This is a genomic window from Arthrobacter sp. 01T419, from assembly GCF_056398865.1.
Genome location: NZ_JBFTQF010000014.1, coordinates 38,953 through 53,117, shown reverse-complemented (window position 1 = coordinate 53,117; position 14,165 = coordinate 38,953). Strand labels below are relative to the sequence as shown.

Genomic DNA, 14,165 nt, shown 5'->3' with positions numbered 1-14,165 from the left:
TTCTTCGTTGGAAGGATGCGATCCGGATGACGGAAGCAAGGGGGTGAGTCAGGCGCCCACGGGGGCGGCCTGGGCGATGAATGCTTCGGTTTCGCGACGCAGTTCAAGCGCCTGGGACAGCGAGTCGTCAATGACGACGTCTTCCCAGCGGACAATCGCCCCCTTGGCGACGTCGTTGCGCAGTTCGACGTGGTGCGCCAAGGCCACGGGCAGGGCTCCGGTCGCCACTGAGTGCTTGGCCGAGACCAGCTTGCCCCACACCGTAAATCCGCCCTCGCCGTCGAGGAACTCGCCGGCCTGGAGGTCCTTCTTCGCGGTGGCGACCACATCTCCGAAGAAGCCGACCGGTGCGCCTGTAGCAATTCCCCGAAGCGCAGCATTGGCTATCGAGACATTCAGTTCGAGGCCGACGTAGTGGTATGGGCGGTACAAAGCGGCGTACTGGCCGGTGGGGTCCGGATGCCAGGGATATTCGTTGAAGCACCCGGAAACGTAGGCGTTTGTTGCTTTGACGACGACGAAGACGCCTTCTTGCGTGTTGTGGCTGATCCAACTGCCATCGCGGTTCACGCTCGACATGACGTCCACGCTGCCTTCGTGGGCGAGGGCGCCACCGACGTCGCTTGGCCGGCAGATCGTGGCGATCTCTTCGACGTTGCCCGGCGTGAAGCTGAGCCCCGCGTCTGACGGTTCCAGGCCCGCGCCGTTCGCGACCGCGGCCATCTCAATTGCCGCTTTCGTGCCGTCCCGGAACGAAGTGTGCATGTACGGGTTGAGCTGTCCGGAGTCCGTGAGTTCCTTCGAGAATTCCCAGTTCTCCCAGACGTTGTCCGGGTTCATCTCGTGGTAGTGCTCAAGGTATTTGGCGCCCTTACCTGCGCAAACGACGTCGAATCCGCTGGTACGCGCCCAGTCCACCAATTCCATGATGAGGGCTGGCTGGTCGCCGTAGGCCATGGAATACACGACGCCGGCCGCTTCTGCACGCTTGGCCAAGGCGGGCCCCGCCAACGCGTCAGCCTCGACGGTCACCATGATGATGTGCTTCTTGGTTTCGATGGCTCGCAGGGCATGCTTGATTCCCACGATCGGGTTGCCTGTGGCTTCCACGATCACGTCGATGTCCACGTCGAAGAGTTCGTCCGCGTTGGCCACAATAGCCGTTGTGCGGTTCTTGAGCGCCGTGGCAATGTCCGGAGCGATCTGCTCCGACGGCCATTCGACAAGGGCGAAGGCACCTTCGGCACGCTTCACGTTGATATCGGCAATGGCGACGACGTGGATCCCCGGAATGTTGTTGGCCTGGGCGAGGTACATGGTGCCGTAACGTCCAGCGCCAATGAGGCCGACCCTGATGGGACGGCCTTCCTGCTCGCGGTCGCCAAGGAGTTTGTGAAGGTTCACTGGAGTCTCTCTTCATTGGTGTGCGATGCGAAGGAATCCTGGCCGCTTGCGCGGATGGCACAACTTCTTTGTCGCGGTTTGGCTGAAAACTATCCGGAGTGGAACCGGTTCCACTTTTGTACCACCCGGTGCTAAGCTGTGTCAACGACTCCGAGCCAAGTGCATTCAAGATGATGACGGCCCGCCGCGAGGAGCAAAGCATAGGACTTACGCCCAATGAATTCCCCCAAGGAGGAGTGGTGAAGAAGGCTCCGACCATCCGCGACGTCGCGGCGACTGCGGGAGTTTCGGTCTCCGTGGTGTCCCGGGTGCTGAACCCGGACTCAGGCCCCGTGGCTCCGGCCAAAAGGCAGGAAGTCCTCAGGGTCATTGATGAACTGGGTTACCGTCCGCGGGCCGCAGCCCGCGAGCTGAGCGCGGGCCACGCGCTCACCATTGGACTGGTGGTCACCGATCTGTCCAACCCCTTCTTTGCGCGGCTTGCCGACCGCATTGTCTGGGAAGCCCGCAGCCATGGGGTCCAAGTGGTGTTGATGACAACGCAAGAGGACCCGCATCTGGAAGCGGATTCGCTGGACACCCTCCTGGATCGCTCCGTCAGCGGGGTCATAGCAACCCCAACCGGGGGAAACATCGAAAAATGGGCTCGCCTTCAGGATCTGGGCGTGAACGTGGTGTTCGTTGACCGCACCATCGAGGAACTCGCCGATGTGGACGTCGTCAGCATCGAGAACTTTGACTCCGCCCGACGTTCCACGGAGTACCTCATCGGCCTCGGCCATCGAAGGATAGCCCTGGTGACTGGCCCCAGGCAGACCTCGACAGGACGGGCGAGGATCAACGGATACCGGGCCGCCCATGAGGACGCATCCCTCGACGTCGATCCCCTTCTCATCCGCGATGTGCCGTTCCGTGGAGACTCAGGCGGTGACGCCGTCGGCTCCCTTCTTGCCATGCCGCAACCCCCAACAGGTCTCATCGTGGCCAATACCGCCCAGGTTCAAAGCTCGGTTCGGCGGCTGGTCCAGAGCGGCATGAGGATCCCGGACGAGCTCTCCGTGATCGTCTTCGATGACAACCCCTGGACCGAGCTCATGTCGCCCCCGCTCAGCGTCATCCGGCAGCCGCTCGACATGCTCGCAGTTCATTCCCTCGAACTCGTCCTAGGTCGAATGCAGGGCAAATTGCCCGACGGCCCCCGCTTCATCGAGGTCAAGGCGGATTTCCTGCCCCGCAGCAGCTGTGCACCGCTCCCCCAAACCGCTATTCACTAAGGAGAATCCATGCCCGTCGTCGTCACCGCAACATTCACTCCAAAGGAAGGCTCGTTCGACCAGGTCGTCGCGGCCTTGTCCCCGGCAATCGCGGAAGTCCATCAGGAGCCCGGCTGCCTGCTATACGCCATCCACGACTCACCCAACGGCCAGATCCTCATGATCGAGAAATGGGAGTCCGCCGAATTGCTTGACGCCCACGGCGACGGGGAGCCGGTCAAGAGACTCAATGCAGCTCTTGACGGCCTCCTTCAGCGCCCGGTCGACGTAATGCGCCACGAGCCCATCCCTGCGGGAAATTCAGTCCAGGGAGCCCTCTAAAGCTAAAAAGCAGGACGACGACGGCGGGAAGTTCCCGCCGTCGTCGTCCTGCTTTAAACAGCGCGCTACGGCGCCGACCGATAACCTTGGGCAAATGACAGTTCGAAGCGCAGGAATTCTGTTGTACCGTCGGACCTCCACAGCGGAATTGGAGGTGTGGATAGCCCACATGGGCGGACCGTTCTGGTCCCACAAGGATGAACGCGCATGGTCCATTCCCAAAGGCGAATACCTCGAAAGCGAGGACCCGCTGGTAGCTGCCAAGCGCGAGTTCGCAGAAGAAATGGGCACTCCCCCGCCCGACGTCGATTACCTCGAACTGGGCACCTTCCGGCAACCGTCGGGCAAGCTCATCACCGCCTTCGCGGCTGAGTCCGACTTCGCGCCCGAAAGAATTGAAAGCAACACCTTTGAGCTGGAGTGGCCGCGAGGATCCGGCATTGTCCGGAGCTACCCCGAGATCGACGACGCCGTGTGGGCCACGGAGACCATAGCCCGCGCCAAACTGGTGGGCGGGCAGGTGCCCATCCTCGACGCACTCATCCAGCACCTCGGGAGCGCTTAGGCCTGCACGATCGACTCGATGGGCCGCGGGGAAAGTATCGGATCTGCGTGACGGTGGAGAACCTTCCACTCCCCGTCTTCCCATCGGAAAATCGTGGTCACCCGAAGGGGTATCGGGGACACTTCATCAGACCCGCCTACCTTGGCCCGGGCCCGTTCAATTTCAACAATGTACGCAAGCTCGGTCCCGGTATACCCGGAGATCCGCTCGAAACTGATCGGCTCGCCCTCCCTCAACTGGGACGCTGCCCGGTCCATGGTCTCCTCGACCGCGTTCCGGCCCCGTGCTGGCGGGCCGAGCGGATTGGCGAGCGTGACGTCGTCCCGCTTCGAAAACAGCTTCTTCTGCAGCTCCGGGTCTCCCGTGACGAACGCGTCGAGCGCCCGATGATATTTCTCCACCATCAGATCGAGATTGGACCCGTGCATTGGTTCCTCCAGCCTCGCTTTTTTCCTGGCGCGGCGTGCCAGGTGCGGCGTGCCGTATTCGGTCATAGTGGCACCGTTGACGAACGGTGTCTACGTCCGATTTCCTTTGCGCCCAGACCGGTCAGGAATGGAGAAGCGCCGCTCACGGGCCGCGCCTAGAATGGCGGTCATGGACAACATCGTCCACGCCAGCTTCGTCCCGCAATGACTTCAGGAGTGATCATGAGCGACTCTTCCAACGAGGGAATCAAGACCGTGCTGCATCCCGTTTCCGATCTCGCGGCGGCGAAAGCCGTTTATTCCGCACTGCTTGGCGTACAACCGCAAGCCGACGGACCCTATTACGTCGGCTTCGACGTCGCGGGCCAGCACATCGGTCTGGTGCCGGGCGGCGGTCCCCAACACATGACCTCGCCCGTGGCCTACTGGCACGTTTCGGACATCGAAGCGAAGCTGGCTGAAGTAACCGCCGCGGGTGCCACAGTGAACGAAGCAGCCCACGACGTCGGAGGCGGCCGTTTGGTAGCCACCGTCACTGACCCGGACGGCAACGTCCTCGGACTGCTTCAGGATCCTCAATAGCCAACCAGACGCCGACGAAGACCGCGAAGACGACCCGCCTTAGAGATGGAGACATGATGAGCACGGCCACGAGCACGGACACGCAGTCGCCTGAGCTGCACATCGCTGACACCCACGATCTGATCCGGGTGCAGGGCGCGCGGGAGAACAACCTCAAGGACATCAGCATCGAGCTGCCAAAGCGCCGGCTGACCGTGTTCACTGGCGTCTCCGGTTCGGGCAAGAGCTCGCTCGTGTTCGCCACGATCGCCGCGGAGTCGCAGCGGATGATCAACGAAACGTACAGCACTTTTGTGCAGGGGTTCATGGCAACGATGGCCCGGCCGGACGTCGACCTGCTCGAAGGACTCACGACGGCGATCATCGTCGACCAAGAGCGAATGGGCGCAAACCCCCGTTCCACGGTGGGTACCGCCACCGATGCGAACGCCATGCTGCGCATGCTCTTCAGCCGACTTGGCCAGCCGCACATCGGATCCCCGCAAGCGTTCTCGTTCAATGTCGCCTCGATCTCCGGCGCCGGCGCGGTCACCTTAGAGCGCGGCGGTACAACGACGAAGGAGCGCCGCAGTTTCAGCATCACGGGTGGCATGTGCCCACGCTGCGAAGGGCGCGGCTCCGTCACTGACTTCGACTTGACCGCCCTGTACGACGGCGGCAAGTCGCTCGCAGAGGGCGCGCTCACCATCCCCGGCTACAGCATGGACGGCTGGTACGGCCGCATCTTCAGCGGCTYCGGCTTTTTCGACATGGACAAGCCGATCAGCAAGTACACCAAAAGGGAACTCCACGACCTGCTCCACAAGGAGCCGACCAAGATCAAGGTCGAAGGCATCAACCTGACATACGAAGGCCTGATCCCGAAGATCCAGAAGTCCATGCTCTCCAAGGACCCTGAGGGAATGCAGCCGCACATCCGTGCCTTCGTGGAGCGGGCGATCACCTTCACCACCTGTCCAGAATGCGATGGCACCCGGCTCACCGAGGCGGCCCGCTCGTCGAAGATCAAGGGAATCAGCATCGCCGACGCGTGTTCCATGCAGATCAGCGACCTCGCCGAATGGGTGCGGGGCCTCGACGAGCCGTCGGTTGCCCCGCTGCTCAAAGGGCTGCGGCACCTCCTCGACTCGTTCGCGGAGATCGGGCTTGGTTATCTCTCACTCGATCGGCCGGCAGGTACTCTTTCCGGCGGTGAGGCGCAGCGCACCAAAATGATCCGGCATCTGGGCTCCTCACTCACCGACGTCACCTACGTCTTTGACGAGCCCACCATCGGCTTGCACCCGCATGACATCGAGCGCATGAACAAGCTCCTGCTGCAGCTTCGGGACAAAGGCAACACCGTGCTCGTCGTGGAGCACAAGCCGGAAGCGATCGCGATCGCCGATCACGTCGTCGACCTCGGCCCTGGCGCGGGCACCGCCGGTGGCGAGGTGGTGTTTGAGGGCACGCTCGACGGGTTGCGGTCCAGCGGCACCCTGACCGGCCGCCACCTTGGCGATCGCGCCGCCCTCAAGGAGACCACGCGGAACCCGGCGGGGGCGCTGGAGATCCGCGGCGCGGCTGCGAACAACCTGCGCGACGTCGACATCGACATTCCGCTCGGGGTCCTTGTCGTCGTCACCGGCGTCGCGGGTTCCGGCAAGAGCTCCCTGATTCACGGCTCGCTGTCCGGGAGGGACGGCGTCGTGTCGATCGATCAGGCGGGGATCAAGGGCTCGCGGCGGAGCAACCCCGCGACGTACACAGGACTGCTTGAGCCGATTCGTAAGGCGTTCGCGAAGGCCAACGGCGTGAAGCCGGCGCTGTTCAGCGCGAACTCGGAGGGCGCGTGCCCCACCTGCAACGGCGCGGGCGTCATCTACACGGACCTCGGGTTCATGGACACCGTGTCCACCCCCTGCGAGGAGTGCGAAGGCAAACGGTTCCAGGCATCGGTGCTCGAATACCGCCTCGGCGGCCGCAACATCGCGGAGGTGCTGGCGATGCCCGTGAAAGAAGCCGAAGAATTCTTCTCCGACGGCGAGGCCCGCATTCCGGCCGCCCACGCAATCCTAAAGAGGCTGGCCGACGTCGGACTCGGCTACCTCAGTCTCGGCCAGCCGCTCACGACGCTTTCCGGCGGCGAGCGGCAGCGGATCAAGCTCGCCACCCACATGGGTGAAAAGGGCGGTGTACTCGTCCTCGACGAGCCCACCTCGGGCTTGCATCTCGCCGACGTAGAACAGTTGCTCGGCTTGCTCGACCGGCTCGTGGACTCCGGCAAGTCGGTCATTGTCATCGAGCACCACCAGGCGGTCATGGCGCACGCCGACTGGATCATCGATCTCGGCCCAGGCGCCGGTCACGACGGCGGGAAGGTCGTGTTTGAGGGCACGCCCGCCAATCTCGTCGCCGCGCGTTCAACCCTCACCGGCGAGCACCTGGCGGCGTACGTCGGGGAGTGACTTAGGAAGCTCTTAAAGGCGTCACGGGTTTGTGCTTCGGCCGGGGTGGTACTCAGCTTTCCCCCCGGCTGGACACCCATTTTGTGGGCATCTCACCGGCAGTTCCTGGTGCCTCGACGCGTATCGGAACTGATCTACGACGAGCTCGAACGTACGGTCCCACAACTTCAGAAACGCGACAGACACTAGATCCGAAGGACCCTCTGTGCGGGCCTCCGGCCCGGCCCATTCATATTGCTTCCGGGATGCCGAATCGCCTCGCCACGAGTACGCGAATGGCCCAGAGTAAAGGCTGATCTTCCAGCTCAACTCCCTTGTCCCCGTAAATTACGCCCTTTTCGCTGCCCACTGCATCGATGTCAAAAAGCCTCAGGATCTCGCTCACGTGAAACTGATACTCGGTGGAGGTCATTTGGCGAGACGCACGAACTGGAATTGTGCTGAGTGTGCGCGCGACCTCAGCCTGGATGGATTCCGGCAAGTCGGCCCTCACCGTCGAGCACCTGGCGGCGTACGTCGGGGGGTCAGCTAGCGGGACGGCTGGTTCTCCTTGGTAGCGCCCGGCACGTGGATGAAGAGGCTGGCGAGGGCGGTGACCAGGAGAAGGGACGCCGCGATGATGAAGCTGGTCTGCATTCCGTGGACGAAGCCGGCGGGGTCGGCGATGAGGGCGCCGAAGACGGCGATGGCGACTGCGCCGCCCACCTGTCGGAACGTGTTGAAGACCGCGCTTGCGGTACCTGCCTTTTCGCCCGGTACGCTCGCGAGCACGACGGCGGTCACCTGCGGCATCGCGATCGATCCACCGGAACCCGTGAAAACCAGGAAGGTACCAACAAGTAGCGGCGATCCCAGCGGCGCCGTGAAAAGCATCGCGGTGAGTCCCACCACCATGGACGTCAATCCGACGACGACCGGTACCCGTGTCCCGAACCGGTTCGACAAGCTTCCGCTGACGATGTTACCGGCGATACTGAACGCCGCAGAAGGAAGGAAAGTGAACCCGGCCTGAAGCGGTGTGAGCCCGAGGTGCTGTTGGAGGAAGAGACTGACGACAAAGACGGTACCGAAGTGGCCCACCATGAACGCGAATCCCACCGAGAGCGAGATTCTCATGCCGGTGGATCGAAACAGCCCAAGCGGCATCATCGGGTGCCGGCCACGCGCCTGGATCAGGAGGAAGGCTGCGAGGCTAATGGCAGCGAGGACCAAGCTACCGATGACGGGCACCGTGCCGAAGCCCTCGGTTCCTCCCGTGATGAGGCCGTACATCAAGCCGGTCAGGGCAACGATCGCCGCGGCCTGACCGGCCCAGTCGAACGGAGTTGGCCGTCGGGGCGATGTGGCAACGGAAGCCAGGAGCACCAGCATCGCGATGCACACGGGAAGGTTGATGCCGAACACGAGCCGCCAGCTCAGCGTGGTGAGGAGGCCGCCGACAAGTGGTCCCACGGCTCCGGCCACGGCCCCGCCGACCGCCCAGATCCCGAGGGCATGTGCACGACGGCGGGGATCGGGAAAGGCCTGCCGAATCAGTGCCATCGAGGCCGGCAGCATGATCGACGCCGCACCTCCTTGGAGGAAGCGGGCGGCAATGAGAACCCCCGAGGTCGGCGCGAGGGCGCATGCAACTGACGCGACCAGAAACAGTGCGATACCCCACCCCAGTGACTTTTTCGCGCCGATCCGATCCGACAGGTTCCCCGCGAACAGCAGTAGCGAAGCAAACATCAGCGTGTAGCCGTCGATCACCCACTGCAGGCCGGCTGTTCCGCCCCCAAGCTCCTTGCCGATGCTGGTGAGCGCGACATTGACGATCAAGATGTCGAGGGTGATCAGGAAGAATCCCAGCGACGCAATCATGAGCGTGAGCCGTGCCCGGGGCGCATCGGCCACGGGCGATGAAGGAACCGGAGCCGGCAACGTGGTTTCAGGGTGCGTCATGGTCTAAGGAAACAGCCCACGGAAAAGATGAGGGAGTCTCTATCGTGAGGGGTACTGGCAGTGACCCCCAACCGTGGCGCGATTACCGGGAAAGCTAAGCGCCGCCGTCGGGCACCCGCCGCCGGGCTCTATGCAACCAACACAGCGGCAGCGCTGTCCATGTGCTCGAGGATGGTCTTGCGTGCCAGGGACGCATCCCCAGTCTCAATGGCGGCCACGATGTCATGGTGCCGCTCGACGCTCATGTTCCTGACGCCCTTTTCCAGCCCCGCGAACATGATGGACATCCGGATGGATCCCTCCAACGATTCCCACGAATGAAGCAGTGTCTCGTTCCCGGTCAAACGGCACATGGTCCGGTGGAATTCCAGGTCGGATTCGATCCGCTCCTCGAGGCTCCCCTTGGTTGCGGCAGCCATAGCGTCGATGGCGGCGCGGAGCGAGGTGATCACTTGTTGGCGGTCGGGCAACTCGCAAAGCGTGCGCGCGGCGAGGGACTCCAGAGCGGCGCGCACGGAGTAGATATCGCGGATTTCCTTCGCGTCAAGATGGCGGACGGAAAGCCGTCCACGCGGTCCTGCAGACAGCAAGCCTTCCTGCTCAAGTTGGCGCAGGGCCTCGCGGAGTGTCCCGCGGCTGATCTGGAGCATGTCCGACAATTCGGTTTCCACCAAGTGCCGGCCGGGCGCCAGCTCGCCGCTCGTGATGGCGGTGCGCAGCGCGGACAGCGCCTGCTCGCGGAGGCTCTTCTTTTCCAGTCCCAGAAGGGGTGCTGTTGCGCCGGCCATCGTGTCCGTCCTTCAATGTCAGTGGTCGACTGTTTACAGTCGGTGTGTTAACTGTTGATGTTACGGCAGAAGCGCGGAACCGGCCCATGCCCGCTCCGCGCTCCTCCAGCTCGAACACCGGCTCAGCCCAGTTCCGCCAGGACTTTCGCCACGATCCGCTGTACCGACAATCCGTAGCGCTCGTGCAGGGTGGGCAGCGCGCCGGCGTCGAGGAACTCATCGGGTAACGCTACCGGAACCACCCGCTTGGCCAGGCCAGCCGTGACCACGGCCGAGGCCACCGTCTCAAACAAGCCGCCCACCACGCTGTGATTTTCCAGCGTCACGGCCAGGCGGTCGGTGTTCAGTTCCGCCAGGACGGTAGCGGCGTCGAACGGTTTGATGGTGGGCGCATGCACGACGGCGACATCCACCTTGTGCGCGGCCAGCGCCTCCGCTGCCTGCAGCGCGCGCATGGTCATCAACCCGCTGGAGACAAACACGACGTCGTTGCCGCCACGCAGCACTTTCGCCTTACCGAGTTCGAACGTGTAGTCGTACTCGTCGAGCACGGTGGGGACGTTGCCTCGAAGAAGGCGCAGGTACGTTGGGCCGTCGCTGGCTGCCAGTTGCGGCACTGCTTGTTCGATGTCCACCGAGTCGCACGGATCAACGATGGTCAGATTGGGCATGCCGCGGAAAATCGCCATGTCCTCCGTAGCCTGGTGGCTGGGGCCGTAGCCCGTGGTCAGCCCCGGGAGGCCGCCCACAATGTTCACGTTCAGGTTCGGCTCGGCGATGTCGAGGCACAGGAAGTCGTAGGCGCGGCGCGCTGCAAACACGGAATAGGTCGAGGCGAACGGCACCAGGCCGGTCTCAGCCAACCCCGCCGCCGCACCGAAGAGCAACTGCTCGGCCATGCCCATCTGGAAAAACCGCTCCGGGAAGGCCTGCGCAAAGATATGCATGTCCGTGTATTTGCCCAGGTCGGCGGTGAGTCCGACGATTCGCGGATCAGCCTCGGCGGCCTTCACCAGCGCGTGCCCGAAAGGCGCGGAGGACGTCTTTTGCCCTGGATCCGCGAACGACGCGATCATCGCCGAGGTTTTCAGCTTCGGTGAGCTGCTTTTCAAAGCGCTGACGGTGCTCATCGGCCGGCCTTCCCATTGGATCCTGCGGTCAGTTGCTTGCGGCAAAGCTGCCATTCGTGTTCTTCGATGCGCATGAAATGCGCCTTTTCGCGTTCCTCGAGCAGCGGCACGCCGCGCCCCACTTTCGTATCGCACAGGATCACGGAAGGACGCCCGACGGCGGCGGCCTGGGCGGCAGCGTTGTCGAACGCCGTCAGCAACCCACCGACGTCGTTCCCGTCCACCCGCTGCGCGTACCAGCCGAAGGCTTCCCACTTTGCCGTGACGGGCTCCGTGCGGAGCACGGTGTCCGTCTTCCCATCCGCCTGCAGGGCGTTGATGTCCACCATGGCAGTGAGGTTGCCCAACTGGTGGTGGTGTGCGCCCATGGCGGCCTCCCAGGTGGATCCTTCGTCCAGTTCACCGTCGGAGAGGAAGTTGTACACCCTCGCGCTGGAGCGCTGGTGCCGGAGGCCAAGGGCCATTCCCACCGCGATGGAGAGCCCGTGGCCAAGGGATCCACCGGAGATTTCCATGCCGGGCGTGTAGGTTGACATCCCGGACATGGGGAGGCGGGAATCGTCCGAGCCGTAGCTTTCGAGTTCCTCCACGGGAATGATCCCGGCCTCGGCCAGTGCTGCGTAGTGGCCTATTGCGTAGTGGCCCGTGGAGAGCAGGAAGCGGTCCCGGCCCTCCCATTCGGGATCATCGGCGCGGTAGCGGAGCTGGTCCGCGTAAACGGCTGCGAGCATGTCCGCAGCTCCGAGTGCCTGGCCAACGTAACCTTGGCCCTGGACTTCGCCCATGTTGAGGGCGTGGTGCCGGATCCGGTTGGCGGCTGCCCTGACCCGTTCGACGCGTTCCATTGCGGTTTCTCCGATTCGTCCTGCCGAGCGTTGGTCCTGTGCCACAGTCATCAGGCATTCACCGACTGGGGAGTGCTTTTGGTGGCCTCATCGGCCAACTGGCGTTCCCGCTTGCCCCAGGTTTCGCGGGTGGCGAGGGCTGCCCATAGACCAATGGCGGCGTACAGGCCGAAGAGCAATGCCGGGCCCATCCAGCCCATGGTGACGAAGAGCAGCGTGGTGATGAAGGGCGTGAAGCCGGACACCATGGCGGAGATCTGGTAAGCCAACGATGCGCCGGATGCCCGGGTCTTCGCCTGGAAAAGCTCGGGGAACCAAGGACCCTGGGCACCGGCGAGCGAGTTCTGGCAGATACCGTACGAGACCGCGATCGTGGCGATGATGAAGATGAACATTCCTGTGTTGACCAGCAGGAACATCGGGATGGCGAAGAGCACGGCAAAGGCGCAGGACCAGATGTAGACGGGACGCCGGCCAATCTTGTCCGTCAGCCGCGCCCAGGCCTGGGTGGCGAAGATGCCGATGGCCGAGGCGATGCAGAGTGCAACCAGCGTCTGGGTCTTGTCCGCCAGGTGCTGGCTGTTCAGGTAGGAAATCATGTACGTGATGGAGACGGCGTAGCCAGCGGTCTCCGCAATTCGGAGACCGATGCCCTTGACGATGTTGCGCCAGTCAGTCTTCAGGACCTCCACAATAGGCGACTTCACGATTGCGCCGCTGTCCTTGACCTCGTCGAAGACCGGGGATTCCGGGACCTTGGAGCGGATGATCAGGCCGACAACAACCAAGACGATGCTGGCGAGGAAGGGAATGCGCCAGGCGAGTTCACCGCCGAGCTGCACGCTGACGAGGAAGACCAGGTTGGCCAGCAGGAGTCCCACCGGGAAGCCGGCCTGGACGATGCCCGTGTATTTCCCCTTGGATTTCCAAGGTGCGTGCTCGTAGCTCATCAGGATGGCCCCGCCCCACTCGGCTCCGAACGCCAGGCCCTGGACGATGCGGACGAACACCAGCAGGGCCGGCGCCAGGAGACCCACCTGGGTGTACGTGGGGAGAAGGCCGATCAGGAACGTGGCCACACCCATCAGAATCAAGGAGGCTACGAGGACCGGCTTACGTCCCAGCTTGTCGCCCAGGTGGCCGCCGATGATGCCGCCGATGGGACGGGCAGCGAAGCCGACGCCGAGGGTGGCGAAAGCGGCGAGGGTCCCGGTGACGGGATCGCCCGTGGGGAAGAACGCCGTTCCGAAGTACAGGGCAGCCGCGGTGCCGAAGCCGATGAAGTCATAGGTTTCGATGACTGCGCCCACGCCGGAGCCGATAGCGACCCTTCTGGCGTCTTTGGTGCCGTGGACCGGCCCGCGCATGGTCAGAGCTTCTTTGCTCATTGGTGAATCCCTTTCGAAGAGCGACTGAGGCTAGGCGCTTCAGCACTGTCGACTGTTAACACATGATACGCCAGTGTGACCTGCATCATCGAGCTATGTCAACAGTCAACTTCAAGGGTTGACTGTCAACAGTTAACCTCGCTACTGTGGTTCCCATCACTACTGCCCTCGGGCACGACTGGAGGAAACGAAGATGTTCAACTCCCGACTCGGTTGCTCGTCCATCAGCTTCCGGCACCAGGATCTACCCACGGCATTGCGCACCATCAGCGGCCTGGGATTTGAGGAAATCGACCTCGGCGCACTGCCGGGCGTCTGCGATCACGTTCCCTATGATCTTGATTCCGACGCCGTCACTGCCGTGACCGCGGAGGTCGCCGCGTCGGGATTGCGGGTCCGCTCCGTCAACGGAGACATAGGAGACCTCAATGCAGTCCTCGACGCCGGCCAGCGCGCCGCCCGCCAAAGGCACCTTGAGTCGCTCCTCACCCTCACCGCCAACACCGGCGCGAATGCCTTGGTTCTCCCCTGCGGCGCTTTGCGACACGATCCGGTCCGAAACGTCAACGAGGACCTGGACACCATCGCGGCCCAGCTCACAGATGCCGGACAGCGGGCGGCGGAGTTCGGCGTCGAGCTCTGGACCGAATCCCTGCATTTCCTCCGGTTCTGCTGGAACCTGGAGAGCGCCGAACAGTTGGCCGCGCGGCTGGCAGGCTCCGGCGTCGGGATTGTCATGGACTTCAGCCACATCGTTGCCGCGGGCGAAGACCCGCTGGAGTACATCGAACGCCACCAGGGCCGGATCGCCCACGTCCATCTGCGGGACGCGGTTCCGGGCAATATCAACCTCAGCATCGGAAACGGCCAGGCGGACTTCGCCGCCGGACTCAGCTCGCTGGCAGCCACCGGCTACAGCGGCCATTTCTCGCTGGAACTGGAAACCCGCGACGTCACCCACGACGAACGCCCGGCGGCGGCCGCCAAAGCCGCCAGCTTCATCACAGACCTCATCTAGTTATCACCAACGAACCACTCATCAAGCAACA

14 protein-coding genes are annotated in these 14,165 nt (G+C 63.3%); 6 read left to right on the top strand and 8 right to left on the bottom strand.

The window, feature by feature from the left end; all coding sequences use genetic code 11:
* Positions 1-48: 48 nt before the first annotated feature.
* Entirely contained in the window at positions 49-1,404 is a 1,356-nt protein-coding gene (locus tag AC1DLO_RS17750; protein WP_476890995.1) for an NAD(P)H-dependent oxidoreductase, read from the bottom strand.
* Between the two features lie 239 nt (positions 1,405-1,643).
* Between AC1DLO_RS17750 and AC1DLO_RS17745 the strand changes: the two genes are divergently transcribed.
* From AC1DLO_RS17745 to AC1DLO_RS17735, 3 genes are all read left to right on the top strand, one after another.
* Positions 1,644-2,678: a LacI family DNA-binding transcriptional regulator gene (locus tag AC1DLO_RS17745; protein ID WP_476890994.1), complete on the top strand. Its 1,035-nt coding sequence runs from the start codon at positions 1,644-1,646 to the stop codon at positions 2,676-2,678.
* A gap of 9 nt (positions 2,679-2,687) precedes the next feature.
* Positions 2,688-2,999 (top strand): putative quinol monooxygenase, encoded by a 312-nt coding sequence (locus tag AC1DLO_RS17740; RefSeq protein ID WP_476890993.1) that lies wholly within the window; start codon positions 2,688-2,690, stop codon positions 2,997-2,999.
* Positions 3,000-3,093: 94 nt separating this feature from the next.
* Positions 3,094-3,564 carry an NUDIX hydrolase gene (locus AC1DLO_RS17735; RefSeq protein WP_476890992.1) on the top strand — a complete coding sequence of 157 codons (471 nt, stop codon included), beginning with the start codon at positions 3,094-3,096 and terminating at the stop codon, positions 3,562-3,564.
* On the opposite strand, the gene AC1DLO_RS17730 is transcribed toward AC1DLO_RS17735, so the two are convergent.
* Positions 3,561-4,058 (bottom strand): YybH family protein, encoded by a 498-nt coding sequence (locus tag AC1DLO_RS17730; protein ID WP_476890991.1) that lies wholly within the window; start codon positions 4,056-4,058, stop codon positions 3,561-3,563. The genes AC1DLO_RS17735 and AC1DLO_RS17730 overlap by 4 nt on opposite strands.
* A 156-nt stretch (positions 4,059-4,214) precedes the next feature.
* Here AC1DLO_RS17730 and AC1DLO_RS17725 point away from each other — a divergent pair, with 156 nt between their 5' ends.
* Together AC1DLO_RS17725 and AC1DLO_RS17720 are read left to right on the top strand one after the other, a co-directional pair.
* Entirely contained in the window at positions 4,215-4,574 is a 360-nt protein-coding gene (locus AC1DLO_RS17725) for a VOC family protein (RefSeq protein ID WP_476890990.1), read from the top strand.
* A gap of 56 nt (positions 4,575-4,630) precedes the next feature.
* Entirely contained in the window at positions 4,631-7,021 is a 2,391-nt protein-coding gene (locus AC1DLO_RS17720; protein ID WP_476914552.1) for an ATP-binding cassette domain-containing protein, read from the top strand.
* A gap of 229 nt (positions 7,022-7,250) precedes the next feature.
* Here the strand turns inward: AC1DLO_RS17720 and AC1DLO_RS17715 are convergent, their stop codons facing one another.
* From AC1DLO_RS17715 to AC1DLO_RS17690, 6 genes are all read right to left on the bottom strand, one after another.
* Positions 7,251-7,433, bottom strand: a complete 183-nt coding sequence (locus AC1DLO_RS17715) for a hypothetical protein (RefSeq protein WP_476914544.1) — start codon at positions 7,431-7,433, stop codon at positions 7,251-7,253.
* 116 nt (positions 7,434-7,549) lie between these two features.
* Positions 7,550-8,965 carry an MFS transporter gene (locus tag AC1DLO_RS17710; RefSeq protein ID WP_476890987.1) on the bottom strand — a complete coding sequence of 472 codons (1,416 nt, stop codon included), beginning with the start codon at positions 8,963-8,965 and terminating at the stop codon, positions 7,550-7,552.
* 128 nt (positions 8,966-9,093) lie between these two features.
* Positions 9,094-9,753 (bottom strand): GntR family transcriptional regulator, encoded by a 660-nt coding sequence (locus AC1DLO_RS17705; protein ID WP_476890986.1) that lies wholly within the window; start codon positions 9,751-9,753, stop codon positions 9,094-9,096.
* A gap of 122 nt (positions 9,754-9,875) precedes the next feature.
* Complete coding sequence (locus AC1DLO_RS17700; protein WP_476890985.1) at positions 9,876-10,883, bottom strand: transketolase family protein; 1,008 nt, start codon at positions 10,881-10,883, stop codon at positions 9,876-9,878.
* The gene (locus tag AC1DLO_RS17695) at positions 10,880-11,779 is read right to left on the bottom strand and encodes a transketolase (RefSeq protein ID WP_476914543.1); all 900 of its coding nucleotides are present in this window, start codon (positions 11,777-11,779) and stop codon (positions 10,880-10,882) included. Before AC1DLO_RS17695 ends, AC1DLO_RS17700 begins: the two co-directional genes overlap by 4 nt.
* Positions 11,779-13,116, bottom strand: coding sequence for an MFS transporter (locus AC1DLO_RS17690; protein WP_476890983.1), 1,338 nt, complete (start codon positions 13,114-13,116; stop codon positions 11,779-11,781). Before AC1DLO_RS17690 ends, AC1DLO_RS17695 begins: the two co-directional genes overlap by 1 nt.
* A gap of 193 nt (positions 13,117-13,309) precedes the next feature.
* Here AC1DLO_RS17690 and AC1DLO_RS17685 point away from each other — a divergent pair, with 193 nt between their 5' ends.
* Complete coding sequence (locus tag AC1DLO_RS17685) at positions 13,310-14,134, top strand: sugar phosphate isomerase/epimerase family protein (protein ID WP_476890982.1); 825 nt, start codon at positions 13,310-13,312, stop codon at positions 14,132-14,134.
* Positions 14,135-14,165: the final 31 nt, after the last annotated feature.